The sequence below is a fragment of the Pseudonocardia halophobica genome, assembly GCF_050948485.1.
Lineage (GTDB): Bacteria > Actinomycetota > Actinomycetes > Mycobacteriales > Pseudonocardiaceae > Pseudonocardia > Pseudonocardia halophobica.
In genome coordinates this window covers 2,706,824-2,729,040 of record NZ_CP192046.1, presented here as the reverse complement: position 1 = coordinate 2,729,040, position 22,217 = coordinate 2,706,824, and the positions used below count along the sequence as shown (strand labels likewise).

Below are 22,217 nucleotides of genomic sequence, written 5' to 3'. Positions count from 1 at the left end.
CCGCGCAGGATCAACCGCTCCGCGCGATCCGGAAGGTGTAGCGGAGCTCCCGCCACTCCCCCTCCACGGCGGCGCCGTCGGGCGTCGGGCCGGTGCGGGGTTCGAAATCGACGATCAGGTCCTCCTTCACGCCGAACACCGCGTCCGAGTCGAGGTACTTCCCGCCCCGCACGAAGAGCTGCGTGATCAGCTTCCGGTGCCCCGGCGCGTCGATCATGAAGTGCAGGTGCGGCGCCCGGTAGGGGTGCCTGCCGGCGGCCCGCAGCATCGCGCCGACCGGGCCGTCGTCGGGAATGGGGTACTCCGACGGCAGGATCGACCGGAACCGCAGGCGGCCCTCCGCGTCGGTGCGCAGCCGCCCGCGCAGCACCGGCCCGTCGAGGTCCGGCAGCTGGACGTCGTAGAACCCGTCCTCGTTCGACTGCCAGACGTCGACGACGGCGTCGGGCAACGGCCGGTCCTCCGTGTCCGTGACCGTCACGTCGACGTACAGCGGGATCCCCGGCAGGCCGGCGGAGACGTCCGCGCCCTGCGGCAGCTCCGGCGGTCCCTCCACGTAGAAGGGCCCGAGGACGGCCGACGGTGTGGTGTCCGGCGTTCGCGAGTTGTCCAGCACGTCGACCACGCTGGACAGTCCGAGCGTGTCGGAGAGCAGCACGAACTCCTGCCGGGTGTCGGTGCAGGTCCGGCCGGTGCGGGTGAGGAAGTCGATCCCCTGCTGCCACTCGGCCTGCGTGAGGTCGTTGGCCACCGCGTAGGCGTGCAGGCGCGGTACCAGGTCGGTGAGCAGCGCGCGCAGCCGCGGGTCCTCGGTGTCCGCGAACGTGGCCACGACCTGCGCCGTGAGGCCGTCGACCGTCGTGGAGCCGGGCGGCCGCTCCCCCGCCCACGCCCGGCGCAGCAGCCCGGCGAGCCCGTCCCGGGTCAGCGGGGCCGGGTTCGGGTAGGGCTTGGCGACGGCGAGCTCGACCGCCCGCTCTAGGTCCGCCTCGGCGAGCCCCAGCTCGCGCAACGACGTCGGCCCGCCCGCGTCGACGATCAGGTCGAACACCGCTCTGGGCGCGTCGGCCGCGCCCAACGCTTCGGCGACCCGGCGCATCGCCCCGGGTGCGGCCGCCGCGTTGTAGGCCATGGCGTGCGGCAGCACCACGGTGTGCGTCGGCGCGTGCGGGAGCCCGAAGCTGCCGCCGAGGGTGTGGCAGAGCTTGTGGTGCAGGCCCATCCCGACCGCACCGAGGCAGGTCCCGGCCAGCCAGGCGCCGCGCAGCAGGTCGGCGCGGGCGTCCGGGTCGGTGTCGAGGCCGCGGAGCCCCCGGGCGAGGTGGCGGACGGCGTCGAGCGCCATGCCGTCGACGACCGGGTTGGCGTCGGGCGCGTAGAGCGCCTCGACGGCGTGGGCGAGCGCGTTGACCGCGCTGGTCACGGCGAGCGGGCGGGGCAGCCCGGCCGACAGCTCGACGTCGTAGATCACCGTCTCGGGCAGGATCGCCGGGTCGGTGCGGGTGGTCTTGACCCCCTCCGCGGTCTCGCCCAGGACCGGCGTGACCTCGGACCCGGCGTAGGTCGTGGGCAGCACGACCTGGTCCACCCCGGTCCGGACGGCGAGCGCCTTGGCCAGCCCGGTCGTCGAGCCGCCGCCGACGGCCACCACGCAGTCCGCGCCGGTCTCGCGCAGCACCGCGAGCGCCTGCTCGGTGACCTCGACCGGGGTGTGCATCGCGGCGCCGTCGAACCGGCCGGCCGCGAGCGGACCGAGGATCTTCTCGACGCGGTCGGCGACGTCCCGCAGGTGTTCCCCGGCCAGGACCAGGGCGCGCGAGCGGCCGAGGCGGCTCACCTCGTCGGCGACCTGCTCGAGCGTGCCGGACCCGAAGACGATCCGGGCCGGGTGGGCGGTGTAGGTGAAGTCCTGCATGACGTTCCCCCTCAGGCCCGCGCCAGCAGCGCGGCCAGCGCGGCGGTGAGCTCCCGCTCCGGGTCGGCGGGCAGCTCGTGGGCCCGCCAGCCGACGTGCGCGTCCGGCCGGACCAGCACGCAGCCGGACTCGGACACCTCGCGCAGGCGGGCCCAGTCGTCGTAGACGTCGGTGTAATCGCGGCCCGGGCCGATCACGTGCGCGTCGACCTCGATGCCCACCGACCGGGCCGCGGCCTCCGCGGCACCGACCCAGGCCTGCCCCGAGATGCCGGTGAGCACGGTGAAGCGGCCCTTGCCGGTGACGTCGTGGGTGCTGACCTTGTGCCCGCCGCGCCCGAGCCAGCAGTGCGGCAGGCGGGCACCGGGCCAGGTGGTGGGGTGGTAGTACAGCTCCGGGTCGCGCTCGTACTCCGGCTCGGGGGTGCCGTCGCCGACCACCGCGCCCGAGCGGTAGCGCTGACCGAGCTCCACACCGTGCGCGTTGAACTCGTAGTCCTTGAGCTCGAGGGCCTTCCGCAGTGCGATCCGCTGCTCCGCAGCCTCCGGGGTGTCCGCGGCACGGGCCCGCATGCTCGCGATCTGCTGCACGGGGTCGTCGGAGTCGGTGAACCCCAGCGCGTCGAAGATCGGCCCGAACTGCTCGATGGATTTGTTTGCGCGCAGCACGATCTGCTTCCCGACCGGGGCGCGCTCGGCGTCGTAGCTGTCGAGCAGCTCCTCGCCGGCCTTCCCGGAGAGCACCGCCGCCAGCTTCCACGCGAGGTTGTAGGAGTCCTGGATGGAGGTGTTGGAGCCGAGGCCGTTCGACGGCGGGTGCCGGTGCACGGCGTCGCCGGCACAGAACACGCGGCCGGCCCGGTAGCGCGTGGCGTACATCTTGTTGTTGCCCCACAACGAGGTGGAGCGGATGGTCACCGGGATCGTGTCGTCGCCGACGAGGTCGTGGACGATCTTCGTGGCCATCGCGTCGTCGACCTCGGGCGGCGCCCGGTCGATGTCGTAGCCCCACACGATCAGCCACTCGTCCCACGGGCGGACCATGCGGACCAGCCCCATGCCGATGCCGCCGATGTTCGAGCCCGGCTGCAGCACCCAGTACAGGACGCTCGGCCGGTGCTCCACGTATCGCGACAGGTCGGCGTGGAAGACGATGTTCATGCTGCCGGCGATGTCCATCTGCCCCTCGAAGGGCAGCCCGACGTCGCGCGCCACCTGGCTGCGGCCGCCGTCGGCGCCGATCACGTACTTCGCCCGGATCGGGTAGGTGTGGCCGGACAGCCGGTCCCGCACCGTGACCGTCACGCCGTCGGCGTCCTGCTCGAGGCCGAGGTACTCGGTGTCGAACCGGATCCGGCTGCCCCGCTCGGCCGCGTGCCCGATGAGGATCGGCTCCAGCAGCGTCTGCGGCAGGTCGCAGTTGTCCGACGGGCTGGCCAGCGTGTAGTCCGCGCGACGCGCGGGGTGGGTCCCCCACGTCCGCACCCGGCCGATCTCGTCGCCGGCCAGGCTGGTGCAGAAGACCGTGTCGCCCATCAGCGCCGACGGCGTGCCCTGCGCCCGGACGTCGTCCTCGATCCCCATGTCGCGCAGGATCTCGACGGTCCGCTGGTTGGTGATGTGGGCCCGCGGCGTGTTCGCCGTCCACCGGTACTTGGTGATCACGATGTGGTCGACGCCGTAGGTGGCCAGGAACAGAGCGGCCGATGCCCCGGCCGGTCCGCTGCCGATGACCAGCACGTCCGTGGTCAGGACCGTCTGCTCGTTCACGCCGCCTCGTCTCTGAAGTGCGTCCGGGACGGATCGAGTATGGGAACGCGGTCCGCCATACGTCCAATACCGAGTCCTGCGAGCAGCTATACGCTCCGCCTATGGATCTGCGGGCGTTGGAGTGCGTCGTCGCCGTCGCCGAGGAGGGCTCGATCAGCCGGGCCGCCGCCCGGCTGCACATGACGCAGCCCCCGCTGACCGTCCGGTTGCGGTCCCTGGAGCGTGAGCTCGGCGTGGAGCTGCTGGTCCGGCACGGGCGTGGCGTGGACCTCACCGCCGCCGGGCGGGTGCTCGTCGAACGGGCCCGCCGGGTGCTCGCCGACGTGTCCGCCGCGGCCGAGGAGGTCCGGACGGTCGGGCTCGGCACGCGCGGCCGGTTCGGCGTCGTCGTCGGGCACACGGTCTCGCCCCGGCTGCTGCCGCACCTCGCCGGCGGGGCGGCGCTCGGCGGCGGCGTCGACCTGACCGTCACCGAGGCCACGGACGCCGACGTCGTCGAGCGGGTCCACCGGCGCGACGCCCACGCCGGGCTCCTCCACCTCGCCCCCGGTGAGCCGGGCCGGACCCGGCACCCGCGCGCCCGATCACGGGGACTGGAGGTGGCGGTCGTGGCCCGTGAGCCGTTGGTCGCGGTGCTGCCCGACACGCATCCGGAGGCGGGCGGCGACCGGGTCGACCTGTCGCTCGTGCGCGGGGCACGCGTGGTGGTCGCCGAGGCGACAGGCGAGGGGTTCGCGGCGCACGTCCGGGCGGCCTGGGCGGTCGCCGAGCCGGACGGCGATCACGGCGTGGTCGAGGCCGGGTCGATCGTGCAGGCCCTGGCGCTGGTCGAGGCCGGGGCGGGCGTCACGCTCCTGCCCGCGCAGTACACGTCGATGGTGTGGGGCGGGCTGGTCGCACGGCACCCGCGGCAGCACACCCCCGTGGTCGAGACCGCGGTGTGCTGGCGGCCCGACGAGGACTCCCCCGTCCTCCGCCGCTTCCTCCGCACCGCCCTGTCCACCCCGGAGCCCGACGTCCTCGGCCCCGCCCACGCCCGGCACGGTCTCGGCGCCGCGCACTGGTGACGGGCGGGCATGGAGGTCCGGCCCGCCGGGAACCCACGGGCATCTCCGGGGAGGGAGTCGCCGACATGATGACGGTCATCACCGAGATCACGCTGAAACGTGGTTCCGAGCCCGAGTGGGACGCCGCGATGCGCGACCGGCTCACGGCCGCCCGCGGGCGACCGGGCTGGGTGGGTGGGCAGCTGCTCATCCCGCTGGACGGGCAGAACACGCGCGTCGTGGTCGGGACCTGGCAGAGCCGGGCGGACTGGCAGGCCTGGCACGAGGACGACGCTTTCGCCGAGACCCGCACCCGGATGGAGGGGCTGCAGGAGGGCGACAGCCGGATCACCTGGCACGAGGTGGTGGTCGACTCCCGCGGCGAGGAGTAGCGCTCCGTTTCGGCACGCTCACCGGGGTCGGCAGTGCCGCAGTTCATCCGGGAGTACATCCACTTCCCGCCGTTCGGCCCGGAGCACCTGATCACCTCGCTGCAGCACCTGGCCGAGCTCGCCGCGCGGACGTCCGCGGAGCCGTCGACGTGATCAGGTGGCGGTCCGGACCCCACGGGTCGGAGCCGCAGCCAGGTCGGCGCGCGGCGGCGCGGTGGTGCTGCGGACGACGAGGTGGGGCGGGATGACCTGTTCGCGCTCGTCCGCCGCGGCATCGCCGTCGAGGCGGGCGACGGCCCGGGCGACCGCGAGGGCGGTGATCCGCCCGGCGTCCTGGGCGACGGTGGTGAGCGCGACGTGGGACAGGCGGGCCAGACTGCTGTCGTCGAACCCGACCACGGACATGTCGCCGGGGACCGACGCCCCCTCGCGGCGGAGGACGTCGAGGACGCCCGTGGCGCAGCGGTCGTTGAACACCGTGACGGCCGTGGGGCGCGCGGCGATCAGCTCGCGAGCGGCGGCCGCCCCGTCGTCCTCCGTGAGGCCCCCGGGCACGATCAGGGCCTGGTCGGCGAGCCCGTGGCGGTCGAGGGCCTCGCGGTAGCCCCGTCGTCGCTCGGCAGCGCCCGGGGCGCGTCCACCGTCGACGTGCGCGATCCGGGTGTGCCCGAGGTCGACGAGGTGGTCGACGGCGAGGTGGAGCCCCGCGGCGTCGTCGGTGCGGACGACGTCGACCGCGCGGTTGCGGACCGGGCGGGCCACCACGATCACCGGCATCCGGACGGCGAGATCGGCCAGCTCGGACGTCGGCAGGGCGGGGCCGAGGAGGATCAGGGCCTCGCAGCGGTCCTGCAGCAGGCTCGCGACGGCGCGGCGTTCGTCCCGGCCCGGGGTGACGGCGCTGAGGGCGAGTTCGTACTCCGCGGCGTCCGCCGAGGTGTAGAGGCCGCTGACGAGGTCGCCGTGGAACGGGTGCTGCACCCCGAACACGACGCCGATCAGCCGGGTCCGGCTGCGCCGCAGCATCCGCGCCCGACTGTCCGGGCGATAGCCCAGCTCCTCGGCCGCCTTCCGCACCCGCTCGCGCGTCGCCGCGCTCGCTCCCGGTGCGTCCCGCATGACGATCGAGACGAGCGGCACGGACACTCCCGCGCGGGCCGCGACGTCGGCGAGCGTCGTACGGCGACCGCGCGCCGGGGACCCCTCCGTCATGCCGCGAGTCTAGCCCAGAAGTTCTAGAACGTTATAGGGCAAAGCCGTTGACTGTCGCACTCCCCGACCGCATACTCACTCCTATAACGTTCTAGCTCGCGCGCGGGTGCATGCAGCTCGAGGAGGAGTGGGATGAGCCAGGTGGACAGCGGTGCGCCGGTCGGCGTCGCCCTGATCGGATCGGGCCGGATGGGCGCCTACCACGGTGCGACGCTCGCGCAGCGGCTTCCGGGCGCACGGCTGGTGGCCGTGGCCGATCCCGCCCCCGGCACTGCCGAGAAGCTCGCCGCGGGGTGGGGCGCACCCGCCGCCCACACCGACCCGGCGCAGGCGTTCGGCGACCCGGCCGTCGAGGCGGTCGTCATTGCCGCCCCGGCGCGTTTCCACGCCGACCTGATCGTCGCCGCGGCGCAGGCCGGGAAGTCGGTGTTCTGCGAGAAGCCCGCCGCCCTGTCGCTGGGCGACCTGGACCGGGCGATCGACGCCGTCCGCGCGGCCGGGGTGGTGCTGCAGGTCGGCTTCAACCGCCGCTTCGCCCCGGACTGGGCCGCCGCGCGGGCGCTGCTCGACCGGGGCGTGCTGGGCACCCCGCGGCTGCTGCGCTCGGTGACCCGTGATCCCGGCGGCTTCGACCCGTCGCGGGTCCCCGCCGACACGATCTTCAACGAGACCCTCATCCACGACTTCGACACCCTGCGGTTCCTCAACCCCGACGCCGAGGCCGTCGAGGTCTACGCGACCGCGGACGCCCTCGTCGAGCCGGCCTGGAAGGACCGCGGCCTGCTGGACACCGCCGTGGTCACCGTGAGGTTCGACAACGGCGCGACCGGGATCGCCGAGGCCTGCTTCGAGGCTGCCTACGGCTACGACGTCCGTGGCGAGGTCTTCGGCTCCGGCGGCATGGCCACGATGGGCGACGGGCGCCGCACCGGCATGGCGTTCTCCGGCCCGGCCGGCCGCGCGATCGACACCGCCCGCAGCGACCAGGAGCTCCTCGCCGGCGCCTACGTGGCCGAGCTGGCCGCGTTCGTCGAGGCCGTGCGCACCGGCGGCCCGGCCGCGGTCGGTGGCGAGGACGCCCGCGCGGCCCTGGCCATCGCGACGGCGGCGGCACAGTCGGTCCGTGAGAACCGTCCGGTGCAGATCGCGGAGGTCGCGAAGTGAGCGCCGCCACCGGCAGTCGCATCGACACCGGCAGCACCTACCGGCTCGCGGTCTCCGCCGAGGTGGTGTTCGTCGACCTGTCCTTCCTCGAGCGCGTCGAGCGGCTCTCCAGGCTCGGCTACGAGGTCGAGATCTGGGACTGGACCCGCAAGGACGTCGACGCCCTGGTCGCGACGGGCGCGAGGTTCTCCTCGATGACCGGCTACGTCACCGGCACCCTGGCCGACCCGGACGGGGCCGAGGAGCTGCTGCGCACCGCCGAGGAGTCGCTGAAGGTCGCCGAGCAGCTCGACTGCCCACGGCTCAACCTGCACGGCACCGGCCTCGACGACCGGGGCCTGCCGGTCGTCGTCGCACACGTCACCACACCGGAGATGTGGCTGACCGCAGCGAGGACCCTGACGCGCATCGCCGAGCTGGGCGAACGGGCCGGGCGGGTGTTCACGTTGGAGAACCTCAACACCGCCGTCGACCACCCCGGCGTCCCCTTCGCCCGGGCTGCGGACACGATCGCCCTGGTCGAGGCCGTCGACAGCCCCCACCTGCGGCTCAACCTGGACCTCTACCACGCCCAGATCGGCGAGGGGAACCTCGTCCAGCTCGTCGAACGGGCCCTCCCGCTCGTCGGGGAGATCCAGGTCGCCGACGTACCCGGCCGCTGCGAACCCGGGACCGGCGAGATCCACTACCCCGCCGTCGCCGCCGCGCTGGACCGCCTCGGCTACACCGGCGTCGTCGGCCTCGAGGGCTGGGCCTCCGGCGACCCCGACCGGGCCCTCGACCGCTTCCGCACCGCGTTCACGATCGCCCGCTGAGCGGAGCGGCGCCGGTCCGGCGCCCGGGTGGCGAGGCGCGTCGATGGCGTGCGGTGCCCGACGACCCGGGACCGGGACTCAGACCGCCGCGGTGCCGATCAGGCCCTTCCGCGTGACGAGGCCGGCGAGCTGCTCCTCGGAGAGGCCGTCGGTGCCGTCCGGCCTGCGGGGCAGCACCATGTACCGGGACTCCGCGCTCGCGTCCCACACCGAGATCGCGACCGAGTCCGGCAGCACGAGGCCGAACTCGCGCAGCACGCCGCGCGGGTCGCGCACCACCCGGGAGCGGTAGGCCTCGCTCTTGTACCAGGTCGGCGAGGGCCCGAGCAGCGCGATCGGGTAGCAGGAGCACAGCGTGCAGACCACGACGTGGTGCTCCTCCGTCCCGTCCGCGCCCACCCCGTTCGCGACCACCTTGAGCCGCTGCTCCTGGATCCCGCCCGCCATGGTCAGGCCCACCTCGCGGATCGCGGCGTTGGCGTCGGCCAGCAGGCGCTCCGCGAACCCCGGATCGGTCCACGCGCGCGCCACGATCCGGGCCCCGTTGGCCGGACTCCCCTTGGCCGCGAACTCGTCGATCCGGGTGTCGATCTCCCCGGGTTCCAGCAGACCGCGCGCCTCCAGCAGCGACTCGACGTGCCGGACCTCGGCCGAGATCGTCGAGCTCGCGTGTTCCCCGCTCATGCCCGCTCCTCCACCAGGTAGTCCTCCCACAGCTCGACGACGACGCTGTGGTCGCCGGCGCCGAACAGGTCCGCCGCCGCGAAGCGTACGTGGTACACGGCGTGCGGCTCCGCGTCCCGGCCGCGGGCCCGTTCGTCCGCCAGCGGGTGCCGGCCCGCGAGTTCCACCACGGTGCCGACCGCCCCGCGGGCGTAGCCCGGCAGCCGGGTGTGGCCCGCGACGTCGGCCGTCCGGGTGCGCACCCGGACGCCCGGCGCGAACCGCTCAGCCATGCGTGAGCTCCTCGGCGGTCGCGACGCCCTTCTCCGCCAGCAGCAGGCGGATCGCGGCGAACCACCGCTCGTAGTAGGAGGCGGCCAGGTACTCCCGCACCGGGAGCCGCTCCTGCGCGTCGCGGAACTCGTCGAGGTTGTAGACACCGCGCCGGATCAGGGCGCCGTTGAGCGCGAACACATGCGCCTCCCAGTCGGCGTGGAAGCGCGGCTCGTCGGGCTCCTCGACGATCGGCGCGAACCCGCTCATCCCGCCGACGTCGTTGATGCGGCTCACCCGCCCTTCCTACCCCACCACCTGCGACACGGTCGATGTCGAGATCCCGCGCTCGGCCATTTCCCCGGTGGATCGCCACGACGAGTACCGGAGGATCGACCTCAGGCCGCGGGCGGTACGGGCTGGTCGGCGGCATCGGTGAGGACGAGAGCATGTGGCGCATGGCTTATGTGCGCGGTCCGGAGGGGATCATCGTGTCCCTCGCCGAGCGCATCGGCTGACACCGGTGGGGCCCGCAGAACGTCGGAGTCCGTCGAGCAGATCCGCCCCGCTGCGACCGCCGCCTCGGCCGCGCAGCTAGGCCGGGACGCGCTTCCACGGGAAGTCGACCCGGACCACGTGAGGGTTCACCGAGAAGACGTCGCACGGCGCTACCCCCACACTGGGACGACCGGAACGGCTCAGCACGGCCCGGACGCATTCCCGTACGGGACCGCACCGCACTCTCGGGGGACGGCATGGACGACGAGGCGACGCGCGCGACGATCGGGGCCGTCAGACGACTCGATGCCGCATTCGACCGCGGTGACATCGACGCCTTCATGGCGGCCATGACCGAGGACTGTGTCTGGGAGTCCTTCGCACCGGCCCCTGACGGTCGACGCCACGAGGGGCAGGCGGCGGTGCGGCAGGCGATGGCGGACTTTCTCGGCTCCTCACCGGTCTTCGACGGTGAGGAGATGTTCGCCTGTGGCGATCGTGTGACGGTGCGCTGGACCTGCCGCTTCGATGGTGGGCATGTCCGAGGAGTCGACGTCGTGCGCGTCCGCGACGGAAAGGTCGTCGAGATCCTCTCCTACGTGAAGGGGTGACCGTCCCCTGACCGCACCGTCCGCGTCACTGGTCTCCGTTGCTGGATCATCTAGCCGGTCCCCCGATCGCGCCGCATCCGACCCAGCACCTCGTCGAGGTAGCGCCGCACGTGCTCATCGGCGCCCTCGCCCGTGGGTTCGACGAAGTCGCGGATGACGAGCAGGAGCGTCACCCTCGCGCGCGCCTGATCGAGGTCGACATCCGACGCCTCGGCGGGCACCTCGAGCATGCGGGTCAGTTCCGCCACCGCCGCCAGCGCATCGTCGCGACGGGCCGCTCCCGTGCCCGCGGGCGTGGCGCCCGCAGCGGGCCCGCTGACGAGGAGCTGTTCGATGAGCCCGTACAGGTCGACGGCTCCCAGATCCACGTGTCGGTCCTCGCCCATGAGGATCCCCTCACTCCGAGATGAAGCTCTCCCGGCCGGGCTACCCGGCCCTGACGGGTGTGCACCCGCGCGGAGACCGAGAAGCTCGCCGCGGTGCGACCCGGGCTCAGGGACCGAGCAGCACGACCCCGGCCAGCGCGACGCCGGCCACCAGGAACGTCGAGAGCGTCGCCACCACGACGGCGGCCCCGCCGCGGCGGAAGAGTGCGGGGATCTGCACGCCCGCACCCATGCCGAACAGCGCCGCGCCGAGTGCGGCGACCTGCACCTGGGCGAGGACGTCGAGCGCCGCCGGGGGCACGACCCCGGTGCTGCGCACGGCGACGCAGGCGACGAACCCGAGCACGAACAGCGGGACGATCGGCGGGCGCGTGCCGGTCGACTCCCGGGCGGGATCGGTCATCCGGCGCCGGACGCTCACCGCGGCGACGACGGGTGCCAGGAGCAGCACCCGCGTCAGCTTGACGACGACGGCGACGGCCACGACGGCAGCGCCCCCGGCCTCGGCCGCCGCGACGACCTGGCCGACCTCCTGGATGCTCGCGCCGGCCCAGACGCCGAACTGCTGGTCGCTGAGGCCGAGCGGGTGCCGCAGCAGTGGCAGCAGCACCATCGCCAGGGTGCCGAAGAGCGTGACCATCGCGATCCCGACGGCGACGTCCTCGTCGTCGCCGCCGGCGGTGTCCTCCATGGCCGCGATGGCCGAGGCACCGCAGATCGCGAAGCCGGTGCCCAGCAGCAGGCTGCGGGCCCGGCCGAGGCGGGCCCGGTTGCCCAGCCAGGTGGTGACCACCAGCGTGGTCACAAGGGTGACGGCGACGAGAGCGATGGTGCCCGGTCCCAGCGCGGCGATCGCGCCGAAGGAGACGCTGACACCGAGCAGCACGATCCCGATCCGCAGCAGTCGCCGGGTGAGGCCGCTCAGCGCCTGCCGCGCCGCCGCCGGGAGGACGCCCGTGTTCCCGGCGACCATCCCCAGCGCGACCGCCCAGGTGAGGACACCGACCGCCGGCACCAGGTTGTGCGCGAGCATCGCCCCCCCGAGACCGAGGGCCGCGACGAGCAGCGCCATCCACAGCGTCGGCCGGCTCTGCCCGGCCGGTGCCGCCGCATCCGCGGCGTGCGGTCCGGCGGGGAGGACGACGGTCGGCCGGGTCACGCGGCCACCCGCTCACGGTTCACCCGGGCGAGGCTCGCCGGGTAGCACCTGCGGCCGATGACCAGCGCGATCAGCGCGCCGACCCCGACCATCGGAACGATCTTCATCGCGCCGAGCAGACCGAACTCGTCGGCCAGGATGCCGGTGATCAGCGGCCCGGCGGCGAGGCCGAGCAGGTTGTTGGCCAGCGTGAGCGTGCCGAGCGCCGTCGCCCGGATCGACTCGCAGGTCAGGTTGGAGACCATCGCGCCGGCCGGGCCCGAGGTGCCGGCGGCGAAGAAGACGCCGACCGCCAGGAGCAGGAGCTGCGCGCCACCCGGCGGGACGGCGAACCCGACCCCGAGGAAGACCAGGGACACGAGGCTGTAGACGATCGCCGTCGTCCACTTGCGGAGGGCCAGGCGCCGGCTCAGCCGGTCGGTGACCATGCCGCAGACGATCATGCCGGCACCCATGAGCAGGATGGCGATCGCCGCGACGCCGGCCGCCTCGTCCGCGGGTAGCTGGTAGGCGCGGTTGAGGTAGCTGGGCAGCCACGCGAACAGCGAGCCGGCGATGAACAGCTGCAGACCGCTGCCGACGTAGGCGGCGACGACCGACGGCGTGCCGAACAGCGTGCGCAGGCGCGCCTTCTCGTCGACCCGCGGGACCGGCTCGCCCTCGGCCCCGTCGGTGACCTTGTGCCGGTCGAGCGTGGCGTTCCTGACGAACACCCGGAAGAGGGCGACCAGGACCAGCCCGATGATCGCCATGACACCGAACGACCAGCGCCAGCCGAAGGTGACGGCGATGGCGCCGCCCAGGGCGGTTCCGATCACGGCGCCGAACGAGCCACCGGCCATGAACGCGCCGGTCAGGGAGGCGCGGCGGTAGGAGGGGAACACGGCGAGGACGACGGCCAGCCCGACGCTGCCGTAGGCGGCCTCCCCCACCCCGATGAGCAGGCGGGACAGCATCAGCTGGCCGTAGCCGGCCGCCAGGGCCGAGCCGGCCGTGGCCAGGCTCCAGATCGTGCCCATGAGGACGATCGAGCGGACCCGGCCCCAGCGGTCGCCGAGCAGCGACAGCGGGACGGCGAGAATCCCCACGGTCAGCGCGACGACGCCGGTGAGCGCCCCGAGCTGGGTGTCGGTCAGCGACCACTGCATCTTGAGCATCGGGAAGACCGCGGACAGGACCTGCCGGGACATGTAGTCCGACAGCAGCAGTCCGAACGTGAGGGCGAAGACGATCCACGGGAAGGCCCGGCGGGCCCAGGGACGGGGGGCCGGGTCGGCGGCGATGCCGTCGTGCCTGCCCCCGGTGACCAGCGCTGCCATGACGCTCCCGTCGATCAGGCGTGGTGGGTGAAGCCGACCTGACCGGGCTTGCGGTTCGGCGGGTAGCCGAGCTTGGCCAGCGCCTCGTCGGCGCTGCCCCAGTACTCGTCGAGCCGGTAGATCTCGCGGGCCTCCTTGCCGGTGGCGACGCCGCGGCCCAGCTCCTCGGCGATCCGGACCAGCTGCGCGACGGCGGCCGCGGAGGTGCACCTCTCACCGAGCCGGCCCCAGAGGGTGTCCTCGTTGCCGCAGCGGGCGTGCAGGCCCATCGCGATCGCCATGGTGTTGATCGGCAGGACGTTGCGCATGATGCTCTCCACCGTCAGCGACGCCCCGTCCGGCACCCGGCGGACGAAGTCCATCATCGTATACGGGTTCGGCCCGTCGAAGCCGCCGCCGATCGCCACCCAGGTGATGTTCAGCGGACCGGTGTAGACCCCGCGGCGGACCAGCCGCTCGACCGTCTCCAGCTGCGCGGAGTGCGCGAGCTGGAAGTGCGGCTGGATGCCCTTGGCGGTCAGCCGGCGGAGGTGCTCCTCGACCCACGAGGGGCTGGCCGGCACCTCCATGTTCCGGTAGGCCTCCCACAGCTCCGGGCGCTCGAACGAGGTGCCGGCGACGTCGGAGGCGGTCATCAGCTCGACGATGTTCATCTGCGAGGTGTTGATCGCGATGGTCACCTGGTCGGGCTTCGGGTCCAGCTCGGCGAGCATGTGCCGGGTGTCGTCCGACAGCCAGTTGGCCTCGGCGCCCTCGCCCTCGGGGGCGAAGGAGATCGAGCCCCCGACCTGCAGGATCATCTCCGGCACGGCCTCGCGCAGCCGGCGCAGCAGCTCGTTGAACTGCGACAGGCGCTTGGAGCCCTTGCCGTCCAGCTCGCGGACGTGGACGTGCAGCACGGTGGCGCCGGCGTTCCAGCAGTCCACCGCCTGCTGCACGTGCTGGTCCATCGTCAGTGGGATGTCCTCCGGGAAGTCCGCGGGTTCCCACTCCGGTCCGTAGGGGGCTGCGGTGATGACCAGCTTCTCCTGGTTCTCCGGGAGGAGGGAGTCGTCGAGGAAGTACATGCCGTTTCTCCTGTCGGAAAGATGTCGGGAAGGCGAGGGGAAAGGGATCAGAAGGTCTCGGTGCCGACGATCCCGGCGCGCTCCATCTTGCGGACGCCGGGCCAGTAGTCCTGCACCGCGTAGTGCTGCGTCGAGCGGTTGTCCCAGATCGCGACGCTGTTCTCGGTCCACCGCCAGCGCACCTGGAACTCGGGCACGAAGGCCTGCCGGATCAGGTAGTTCAGCAGTTCACTGCCGCCCGGCGAGTAGTCGTGCCCGAATCGGACGTTCTCGGGCGTGTGGTAGTTCGTGAAATGCGTCGTGAACGCATTGACGAAGAGGATCCGCTCACCGGTCTCGGGGTGGGTCCGGACCACCGGGTGCTCGGCGTCGGGGAAGCGCTCGTGCAGCGCGTGCCGCTGCTCCTGAGGCATCGCCGCACCGAAGCTGGCCTCGATGCTGTGCCGCGCCCGCAGGCCGCCGATCCGGTCCTTCACGTGCTCGGGCAGCCGTCGGTAGGCCTCCGCCATGTTCACCCAGATCGTGTCCCCACCGACCGGGGGGCCCTCGACGCAGCGGAGCACCGAGCCCATGGGCGGCGCCTCCCGCCACGTCGCGTCGCAGTGGAACGCGTTCTCGTAGTGCTCGGGCGGGCTGTCCAGGTCCTTGTAGATGCGGACCAGCCCGGGGTGCTGCGGGTCGCTGCCGGCGACCGGGTGGTCCTCGAGCGCGCCGAACCGCTCGGCGAGTGCCACGTGCTCGGCGCGGGTGATGTCCTGGTCGCGGAAGAAGAGAACCTTGTAGCGGAGCAGCAGCTCCCGGAGCTCGGCGAAGAGCGCGGCGTCCCGCGACGCCCGGGCCAGGCTGACCCGGCGCAGCTCGGCCCCGATGCTCGCGGTGAGCGGGACGACCTCGATCGTTTCGGAACCCACCCGGAACGACGGGAAGTCGTGATGCGACTCCGACGCTCCCTCGATGACCTCGTACATGCGTTTCTCCTGTTCGATGCGGTGGTGGCGGGATGACCGGGAGCCGTGGGCGCTCAAGCGGTGCCGGACTCCAGGCAGAAGACCGAGGAGCCGACAGTGCGGCCCGACTCCAGGTCGCGGTGGGCGCGCGCGGCGTCCTCGAGGGCGTAGCGCTGGTTGATCCCGACGGTGATGCGCCCGGACCCGACGTGGTCGAACAGCTCACCGGCGAGCGCCGCGCGTTCCGCCTCGTCCGCGATGTAGTCGGCAAGCGCCGGCCGGGTGACGAAGAGCGAGCCCTTGACGGCGAGCTGCATGGCGTCGATCGGCGGGATGGGGCCGGACGATGTGCCGAAGCAGACGAGCAGGCCGCGCCGGGCGAGGGAGTCCAGCGACGACGGGACCGTGGTCCTGCCGATGCTGTCGTAGACGACCGGGACGCCGGCGCCGTCGGTGAGCTCGCGGACCCGCTCCGCGACGTCCTCGCGGGTGTGGACGATGGTGTGCGTGCAGCCGTGCGCCTTCGCGATCTCGGCCTTCTCGTCCGTGGAGACGGTGCCGATGACGTTCAGCCCGAGCAGGCCGGCCCACTGGGTGAAGAGCAGGCCCACGCCGCCGGCGGCGGCGTGCAGCAGAACGGTGTCGCCCGGTGAGAGGTCCGCGATGCGGCGGAGCAGGTAGGCCGTGGTCAGGCCGCGCATGGTCATCGCCGCGGCGGTCTCGAACGGGATGGAGTCCGGCAGCGCGATCAGCGACTCGGTGCCCATCACGCGCTCGGTGCTGTAGGCACCCAACGGGCTGCCGGTGTAGGTGACGCGGTCACCCTCGGCGAAGCCGGTCACGCCACGCCCGACGGCCTCGATCACGCCGGCGGCCTCGACGCCCATTCCGGCGGGGAGTGCGGCGGGGTACAGGCCCGTCCGGAAATACGTGTCGGCGAAGTTCAGACCGACCGCGGCGTGGCGGATCCGCACCTCGCCCGGGCCGGGGTCACCCACGTCGAGGGATTCCCACCGCAGAACCTCGGGAGCACCGGGCTCGTAGAAGCGGATGCCTTTCGCCATGAACAGGTCCTCCATGTTGACGGAACGAGTGCGCGAACTGCGGATGGAAAGCGCGCGGCAGGTGCGACAGAACGTCGTGGGGCGGCTTCCCGGAGGTTCTCCCGAGCCCCTTGTCCGACGAGACGACAATGGCAGCGGCAGGGCGGCGGGGCTGTACGGATCCGGACACATGCCTTAGCTTGTTCGGACAACCCGGGGGGGTCGACGATGCGTCCCTGCTGCCGCTCCGCCACGCTCGACGGCTTCGTCGAGCTCGCGCGGTCCCACGGGCTCGACCCCGACCGGCTCATGACCGGTGTCGGGCTCGACATCGCCGACATCGCCGTCCCGGACCGGTGGATCCCGGCGGCCGATGTCGCCCGGCTGCTGGAGCTGTCGGCCCGGCGCTCGGGGCACGAGGACTTCGGCCTGCTCCTGGCCGCCCGCCGCCGGCTGGCGACGCTGGGACCGCTCAGCGTCGTGCTCCGCCAGGAACCCGACCTGCGCAGCGCCCTGCGGCTGCTGACCGGTTACGAGCGCACCTACAACGAGGCCCTGCACCTGGCCCTCGACGAGGCGAGCGGCCTGGCGACGATCCGGCTCTGGCTCGAGTTCGCCGAGCCCGCGCCCACCCGTCAGTCGCTGGAGCTGGCCACCGCGGCGCTGCTCGGCATCATCAAGGAGCTCCTGGGCCGGGAGTGGGAGCCCCTGTCGGTGTGCTTCTCCCACCAGGAACCGGCGGTGCTGGACACGCACCGGCGCACGTTCGGACCCCGGCTGCAGTTCGACCACCCGTTCACGGGGCTGATCTTCTACGCCGACCAGCTCGACGCCGGGAACGCGATGTCCGATCCGCTGCTGCGGCCCTACACGCAGCAGCTGCTGCGGTCCATGCCCTCACCGCGGGGGGCGACGGTGACCCAGCGGGTGCGCGATCTCGTCGAGATGCTCCTGCCGCTGGGCCGCTGCTCGACGTCGCAGGTGGCACGGAGCCTCGGGGTGACCCCGCGGAGCCTGCACCGGCACCTGGCCGACGAGCAGGAGAGCTTCTCCTCGATCGTGAACGCGACGCGCGCCGCCTGGGCCGAGCGCTACCTGGCCAACGACCGCTACTCGATGACCGACGTGTCCGGGCTGCTGGGGTTCGCCGCGCCCAGCACCTTCTCCCGGTGGTTCCGCGGCCGCTTCGGCGTCAGCCCGTCACAGTGGCGCGACGCCGCCCGCCGCCCGTCCCCGGACGACGGCGCGATCACCCTGCCGTGATCCGAACGGGCGCAGGCGTTCCGGGTAGCCGAACGGGCACGTTGCCCGCCCGCGCCGGACGCGTCACCGTCGGCGTCGAGGAGGCGCCGGTGCCCGCCATCAGCATCTCGACGACCGAGCGGGACGAGGCCCAGGTCGAGTGCGGCCGCGTCTACTTCCCGCACCGGCTCGCGGTCCTGGACGACCGCTTCGCCATGTCCCTGTCCGCCACGACCGTCGGCGGGGTGTCGGTCGGCCTGCTCGGCTTCGCCGGCGAGGTGAGCGTCGAGACCGGCGAGCTGGAGACCGCGAACGAGGTCAACGTCCCGCTCGACGGCCCGCTGCGCACCTGGACCGGGCACGCGGACACAGGCCGCCTTCGCCCGGCACCTCGGCGTGTCCCCGACCGCCTACCCTGCGCGGCGTGCGGGGCGTGACCATCACCGACGCGGCCTTCAACTTCAACCCGACGGTCAGCCCGCACCGCGAGGACCCGCACCTGTTCTGCCGGATGGCCCGGCAGGGCCTGCCGCAGCTCAGCCCCACGCTCGGCGCCTACATGGTGACCCGCTACGACGACCTGGTCACCGTGGTCGACGATCCCGGGACCTACTCCTCGGCCGCGGCGGTGCCGAAGATCTACGGCAACCGGCCCGAGGTCGTCGAGGTGCTGCGGGCGGGCGGGGTCCCCGAGACCAACGCCGTCGCCAACGAGGACGAGCCGGACCACACCCCCGTCCGCCGGGTGTTCCGTCTGCCCCGGCGCCCCGATGGCCCGCGCGGAGATCCGCGTCGCCCTCGAGACCCTGATCAACCGCCTGCCCGGGATGCGGCTCGCCGAACACTACGAACCCACCTCCATCGCGAGCTACTTCTTCCGCGGTCTGGAGTCCCTGGACGTGGTGTGGGCGACGGAAGGCCGTCGTGACCGACGGGGCGGGCGGTTCCTCCACCTCACGCAGAATCTGCGATCAGGTCCGCCACTGTCTGCGGTCTCGAGGCCATCGGAGCGTGGCTGCTGTCGATCTGGCGACGGTGCGTGGCCCGCTTCGCCATTGTTCGTTGCAGTGCGGGCGGGATCGCCTGGTCCTGTGTGCAGATCAGATAGGTGCTGTCGATCGACTTCCAGGCTGCTCCGGAGAGCGGCTGGACGAAGGACGTGATGGTCTGCGTGGTGAGCCGTCCGCAGTAGTCGGCGACGACGGGAGCGGGTAGGTCCGCGTAGAAGGTGGGCTCCGGGTCGGTGACCCGGATGACGCCCTGTTCCGGGTCGACGTCCTGCCAGTCCAGCCGCTCCTCGTCCCGGACGGCGGTGACCAACGAGTCACCCTGGTCGAGCATGAAGGCGCAGACGTAGACGAGATGCCGGACGCGGGGCAGATCCAGCGCCGCCTCCGTGATCACCATCCCTCCGTAGGAGTGGCCGACCAACACGGTGTCCCGGCCGTCGGCGAGGACCGCCTGGCGGACGACGCGCGCGTCGTCCTGCAGGTCACCGCCCCTGCCGGCGCTGGGCAGCTCCACCGTGACGGGCTCGATGTCCTTGTCGCGCAGGAGCGGGAGAACCGGCTCCCACGCCCACGCACCGTGCCACGCTCCGTGGACCAGGACTGCGCGTCGTGTCATCGGGTACACCTCTTCGGGATGTGAGAAGGTCGCGTTCGGGGAGATGCCGGTCGTCACGGGTCACGAGACGACGGACGCACAGCGGATCACGTACGTGCTGACGTGGATGGCAGGCGGGCCCGATCGTGTCGGTTCCGGCTGGTGATCGGCCCGAGCGGCGGTCGGGGCGTGTGCGGGTGCCGAGGAGAGAGCGCCGGACGGTGTCGTCGACTCGGGCATCAGGCCGCCTGGACGGGGCCGATCTCGCTCGTCCCCCGGGTGGCGCGTGACGTGCCGGAGTGGTCGGAACCGCGGTGAGACCGGGCGAGCAGGGCCACCGCGATGCTCGCCAGGAGCATGACCGATCCCATGGTCACGAACACCACCTCCATGCGACTGCCGCCGAGTGCGTAGCCGACCATCAGGGGGGCGAGGATGCCGCCGACCCGGCCCATGCCGAGGGCCCAGCCGACGCCGGTCGACCGGATCGTCGTGGGGTACAGCACTGTGGCGAGGGCGATCACGCTCATCTGCCCGCCCACGACGCAGGTGCCTGCGAGGAAGGCGGCGACGAGCAGTGCCGCCGCCGGCCCGGAGAAGGACAGGCCCATGCCGGTGAGGAGGACGGCCGCGGCGAGGTAGACGATCGTGAGGACGGCGAAGGGGCCGCGGCGGTCCATGGCGGGCCCGATCAGACCGGCGGCGAGGATGCCTCCGACCATCATGAGCGCGGTGGCCGTCGCGGCGGTGCCGGCGGTCGCGCCGTTCTCTCGGGCGATGGTCGGTAGCCAACTCTGCACTGCGTAGAAGACGCCCAGATTGATCATGAACGCGAGCCAGAGCAGCAGCGTGCGCGGCAGCCAACTCCGGCGGACCGGATCCAGCAGCACGGACCGGGGACTCTGCGGGTTCGAGGCACCGAGGAAGCCGGGCACGGCGACCCGATCGACGTCGGAGCCGGGAGAAAGCCGTCGCAGGACCTGTCTGCCCCGCGCCGCGGTCTTCGCGTCGCGAAGCAGCCGGCTCGGGGAGTCGGGCAGCAGCAGGGCCAGGGCGACCAGCAGGACCAGTGGAAGGCTCCCACAGATCACGAACATGCCTTGCCAGCCGACGACCCGGATGACCGGTCCGGACACCAGGCTCGCCACGACGAAGCCGAAGGCGTAGCAGCAGTAGATGCCCATGACGCAGGTGGAGCGGCAGCGCTTGGGAGCGAACTCGCTCGCCAGGGCGACCGCACTGGGGATGGCGCCGCCGAGACCGATTCCGGTGACCAGGCGGAGCAGGATCAGGTGGGACTCGTCGGCCGCGAATGCGGACACGACGGTGAACAGGCCGAACACTGCGCTCGAGAGCAGCACGAGCGATCGGTGGCCGACCCTGGTGGCCAGCGGGGACAGCAGCAGGTAACCGATCATCAGTCCGAGGATCGACGCCGAGAAGATCGGGCCGAGCGCGGAGACCGGCAGACCCCACTCCCGCGCTGCGACCGGTGCGATGAAGCTGATGGCCTGGGTGTCCAGGCCGTCGAGGAACATCACCGATCCGGCCAGGGTCAGGATCAGGACGTGGAACCGCCCGACCTTGCGGCTGTCGACGAAGTCTTCGAGGTCGATCGGAGGTGAGGAGTCGACGGGGGGCACGGGCTCACCCTTCTGTGGGCAGGGACTCGGGCTGGTCGCTGTCAGTCGTGGAAGGTCGTGAAGGAGTCGAGGGGTTCACGTTCGGTGCGGAGCCGGTCGAGGCGGTGGTCCCGGTCGGCGTGGCCGACGGCCAACCCGCAGACGACCATCTGGTGATCGGGGATCCGGAGGTGCCGGCGAAGGATCGGGTGGAAGTCGAGGAAAGACGCCTGGGGGCAGGAGTCCAGACCTCGTTCGCGGGCGAGCAGCATGATCGCCTGGAGGAAGGCCCCGGCGTCGACGAGGCCGCCGGCCAGCGCCCGCCGGTCGGTCGTGAGGATCAGCCCGACCGGGGCCCCGAAGAAGTCGTAGTTGCGGCGGTGGTGGGCACGCCTGCCCCCGTGGTCGCCGGGGGCGACGCCGAGGATCGTGCGGTAGAGACGGTCGCCGAACCTCCGGCGGCGTCCGCGCAGCGGTTCGCACCACTCGTCGGGCTGGTAGGGGTACTCCGGTGCGACCCCGCTTCCGGCGTCGAGGTCCTGCCAGATGGCCTCGGCGACCCGGCGCTTGGTCCGCCCGGTCAGGACGTGGACGTGCCAGGGCTGGGTGTTGGAGTTGCTCGCCGTCCGGGACGCCAGCGCGAGGATCTCCTCGACCTCCCTGCGGGGCACCGGGCGGCTCAGGTAGGCACGGACACTGCGTCGCGTGGCGATCGCTTCCGTGACCGAGGTCGCTCCCGTTCTCACGGTGTCGGAGGAGATCCCGGCAACGGCCGGAGGCAGGACGACGGACTCGGCAACCGCCTCGGCAGCCCCGACCGAGCCGGGCGAGCCCCTGCTCATCGCGCCGGGACCTGGTGCTGCTCGACCGGTGGGACGATGTCGTAGGAGATCCGTCCTGCCGGCAGGAAGAACAGCGCGATCACCGGCCCGCCCTCGGACTCCGGGTAGTGGTGGCTGCCCGGCGCCGGCGCCGTCCAACCGGCCCCGCACCATCCGTTCGGTCCTCGCAGGCGCGCGCCGGGAACCAGGGGTACCACCATGTTCAGCTCACCGTAGGGATGCTGGTGGTACTGCCCCCGGAAGACCTCCACGCTGTCCATGTACACCGCGGTGATGCTGAACCATTCGAGCCGCTCCTGCGGCTCGGCGATCCTGCTGCGGCGGTACCTGCGCCCGTCCACCTCGATGTTCGCGGCCCAGCCGTCCCGCACGCCCTCCTCGACCATCGCCGCGAGATCGTCGTAGACGGGGGTGCCCGGCCCGTGCCGCTCGTTGAGCCAGGCCTCCAACGACGTGCCGGCGGTGCGGTTCTTGACCTGTTTCACGAACGGGATGCTGCGCTCGATCAGGTCCTCGGCCGTGTAACCCATCTCGGCTCCTCCTTGCGCTCCGTGGGCTTGGTCGCCGCAACGATAGAGACCTGTTAAGTTACATGCAAGACCTGTAACTTAACTTCCGCCGCCCACC

At 72.4% G+C, this 22,217-nt stretch carries 24 protein-coding genes; 8 read left to right on the top strand and 16 right to left on the bottom strand.

Annotated elements, in window-relative coordinates:
* Positions 1-10: 10 nt before the first annotated feature.
* Positions 11-1,915 (bottom strand): maleylacetate reductase and hydroxyquinol 1,2-dioxygenase domain-containing protein, encoded by a 1,905-nt coding sequence (locus ACQP04_RS13150; RefSeq protein ID WP_433507324.1) that lies wholly within the window; start codon positions 1,913-1,915, stop codon positions 11-13.
* An 11-nt stretch (positions 1,916-1,926) separates the two neighbouring features.
* Complete coding sequence (locus tag ACQP04_RS13145) at positions 1,927-3,684, bottom strand: FAD-dependent oxidoreductase (RefSeq protein ID WP_433507323.1); 1,758 nt, start codon at positions 3,682-3,684, stop codon at positions 1,927-1,929.
* A gap of 101 nt (positions 3,685-3,785) precedes the next feature.
* Here ACQP04_RS13145 and ACQP04_RS13140 point away from each other — a divergent pair, with 101 nt between their 5' ends.
* On the top strand, positions 3,786-4,751 hold the full coding sequence (locus tag ACQP04_RS13140; RefSeq protein WP_433507322.1) for a LysR family transcriptional regulator: 966 nt from the start codon (positions 3,786-3,788) through the stop codon (positions 4,749-4,751).
* A gap of 65 nt (positions 4,752-4,816) precedes the next feature.
* Positions 4,817-5,122, top strand: a complete 306-nt coding sequence (locus ACQP04_RS13135) for an antibiotic biosynthesis monooxygenase family protein (protein WP_433507321.1) — start codon at positions 4,817-4,819, stop codon at positions 5,120-5,122.
* Positions 5,123-5,275: 153 nt separating this feature from the next.
* Here ACQP04_RS13135 and ACQP04_RS13130 read toward each other — a convergent pair whose 3' ends face one another.
* Entirely contained in the window at positions 5,276-6,334 is a 1,059-nt protein-coding gene (locus ACQP04_RS13130; protein ID WP_433507320.1) for a LacI family DNA-binding transcriptional regulator, read from the bottom strand.
* A gap of 132 nt (positions 6,335-6,466) precedes the next feature.
* On the opposite strand from ACQP04_RS13130, the gene ACQP04_RS13125 reads away from it, so the two are divergent.
* Positions 6,467-7,498 (top strand): Gfo/Idh/MocA family oxidoreductase, encoded by a 1,032-nt coding sequence (locus ACQP04_RS13125; RefSeq protein WP_433507319.1) that lies wholly within the window; start codon positions 6,467-6,469, stop codon positions 7,496-7,498.
* Positions 7,495-8,313, top strand: a complete 819-nt coding sequence (locus ACQP04_RS13120; protein ID WP_433507318.1) for a TIM barrel protein — start codon at positions 7,495-7,497, stop codon at positions 8,311-8,313. Before ACQP04_RS13125 ends, ACQP04_RS13120 begins: the two co-directional genes overlap by 4 nt.
* 78 nt (positions 8,314-8,391) lie before the next feature.
* Here the strand turns inward: ACQP04_RS13120 and ACQP04_RS13115 are convergent, their stop codons facing one another.
* Genes ACQP04_RS13115 through ACQP04_RS13105 form a run of 3 tightly spaced genes read right to left on the bottom strand, consistent with a single transcriptional unit; the run spans position 8,392 to position 9,546 of the window.
* Positions 8,392-8,997, bottom strand: coding sequence for a nitrile hydratase subunit alpha (locus ACQP04_RS13115; protein WP_433507317.1), 606 nt, complete (start codon positions 8,995-8,997; stop codon positions 8,392-8,394).
* Positions 8,994-9,269, bottom strand: coding sequence for an SH3-like domain-containing protein (locus ACQP04_RS13110; RefSeq protein WP_433507316.1), 276 nt, complete (start codon positions 9,267-9,269; stop codon positions 8,994-8,996). The genes ACQP04_RS13115 and ACQP04_RS13110 overlap by 4 nt, the downstream gene beginning before the upstream one ends.
* On the bottom strand, positions 9,262-9,546 hold the full coding sequence (locus tag ACQP04_RS13105; RefSeq protein ID WP_433507315.1) for a hypothetical protein: 285 nt from the start codon (positions 9,544-9,546) through the stop codon (positions 9,262-9,264). The genes ACQP04_RS13110 and ACQP04_RS13105 overlap by 8 nt, the downstream gene beginning before the upstream one ends.
* 458 nt (positions 9,547-10,004) lie before the next feature.
* Between ACQP04_RS13105 and ACQP04_RS13100 the strand changes: the two genes are divergently transcribed.
* Entirely contained in the window at positions 10,005-10,358 is a 354-nt protein-coding gene (locus tag ACQP04_RS13100; protein WP_433507314.1) for a nuclear transport factor 2 family protein, read from the top strand.
* Between the two features lie 50 nt (positions 10,359-10,408).
* Here ACQP04_RS13100 and ACQP04_RS13095 read toward each other — a convergent pair whose 3' ends face one another.
* The 6 genes from ACQP04_RS13095 to ACQP04_RS13070 form a co-directional block, all read right to left on the bottom strand.
* A complete protein-coding gene (locus ACQP04_RS13095) occupies positions 10,409-10,726 on the bottom strand; it encodes a hypothetical protein (RefSeq protein WP_433507313.1) in 318 nt (105 codons plus the stop codon).
* Positions 10,727-10,850: 124 nt separating this feature from the next.
* Positions 10,851-11,903, bottom strand: coding sequence for a YeiH family protein (locus tag ACQP04_RS13090; protein ID WP_433507312.1), 1,053 nt, complete (start codon positions 11,901-11,903; stop codon positions 10,851-10,853).
* Positions 11,900-13,222, bottom strand: a complete 1,323-nt coding sequence (locus tag ACQP04_RS13085) for an MFS transporter (RefSeq protein WP_433507311.1) — start codon at positions 13,220-13,222, stop codon at positions 11,900-11,902. Before ACQP04_RS13085 ends, ACQP04_RS13090 begins: the two co-directional genes overlap by 4 nt.
* 14 nt (positions 13,223-13,236) lie before the next feature.
* Positions 13,237-14,289, bottom strand: coding sequence for a 3-keto-5-aminohexanoate cleavage protein (locus ACQP04_RS13080; protein ID WP_433507310.1), 1,053 nt, complete (start codon positions 14,287-14,289; stop codon positions 13,237-13,239).
* A 47-nt stretch (positions 14,290-14,336) separates the two neighbouring features.
* A complete protein-coding gene (locus ACQP04_RS13075; RefSeq protein ID WP_433507309.1) occupies positions 14,337-15,257 on the bottom strand; it encodes a TauD/TfdA dioxygenase family protein in 921 nt (306 codons plus the stop codon).
* A 53-nt stretch (positions 15,258-15,310) separates the two neighbouring features.
* Positions 15,311-16,300: a quinone oxidoreductase family protein gene (locus ACQP04_RS13070; RefSeq protein ID WP_433507308.1), complete on the bottom strand. Its 990-nt coding sequence runs from the start codon at positions 16,298-16,300 to the stop codon at positions 15,311-15,313.
* Between the two features lie 207 nt (positions 16,301-16,507).
* On the opposite strand from ACQP04_RS13070, the gene ACQP04_RS13065 reads away from it, so the two are divergent.
* The 3 genes from ACQP04_RS13065 to ACQP04_RS13055 all read left to right on the top strand — a co-directional run bounded on the left by ACQP04_RS13065 (position 16,508) and on the right by ACQP04_RS13055 (position 18,449).
* Positions 16,508-17,542, top strand: coding sequence for an AraC family transcriptional regulator (locus ACQP04_RS13065; protein ID WP_433507307.1), 1,035 nt, complete (start codon positions 16,508-16,510; stop codon positions 17,540-17,542).
* Positions 17,543-17,631: 89 nt separating this feature from the next.
* The gene (locus ACQP04_RS13060) at positions 17,632-17,958 is read left to right on the top strand and encodes a hypothetical protein (RefSeq protein WP_433507306.1); all 327 of its coding nucleotides are present in this window, start codon (positions 17,632-17,634) and stop codon (positions 17,956-17,958) included.
* Positions 17,946-18,449, top strand: a complete 504-nt coding sequence (locus ACQP04_RS13055; RefSeq protein ID WP_433507305.1) for a hypothetical protein — start codon at positions 17,946-17,948, stop codon at positions 18,447-18,449. Before ACQP04_RS13060 ends, ACQP04_RS13055 begins: the two co-directional genes overlap by 13 nt.
* Positions 18,450-18,475: 26 nt before the next feature.
* On the opposite strand, the gene ACQP04_RS13050 is transcribed toward ACQP04_RS13055, so the two are convergent.
* The 4 genes from ACQP04_RS13050 to ACQP04_RS13035 all read right to left on the bottom strand — a co-directional run bounded on the left by ACQP04_RS13050 (position 18,476) and on the right by ACQP04_RS13035 (position 22,120).
* A complete protein-coding gene (locus tag ACQP04_RS13050) occupies positions 18,476-19,147 on the bottom strand; it encodes an alpha/beta fold hydrolase (RefSeq protein ID WP_433507304.1) in 672 nt (223 codons plus the stop codon).
* 218 nt (positions 19,148-19,365) lie between these two features.
* Positions 19,366-20,769: an MFS transporter gene (locus ACQP04_RS13045; RefSeq protein WP_433507303.1), complete on the bottom strand. Its 1,404-nt coding sequence runs from the start codon at positions 20,767-20,769 to the stop codon at positions 19,366-19,368.
* Between the two features lie 41 nt (positions 20,770-20,810).
* A complete protein-coding gene (locus tag ACQP04_RS13040; RefSeq protein WP_433507302.1) occupies positions 20,811-21,494 on the bottom strand; it encodes a nitroreductase in 684 nt (227 codons plus the stop codon).
* A gap of 92 nt (positions 21,495-21,586) precedes the next feature.
* The gene (locus ACQP04_RS13035; protein WP_433507301.1) at positions 21,587-22,120 is read right to left on the bottom strand and encodes a DUF4863 family protein; all 534 of its coding nucleotides are present in this window, start codon (positions 22,118-22,120) and stop codon (positions 21,587-21,589) included.
* Positions 22,121-22,217 lie beyond the last annotated feature (97 nt).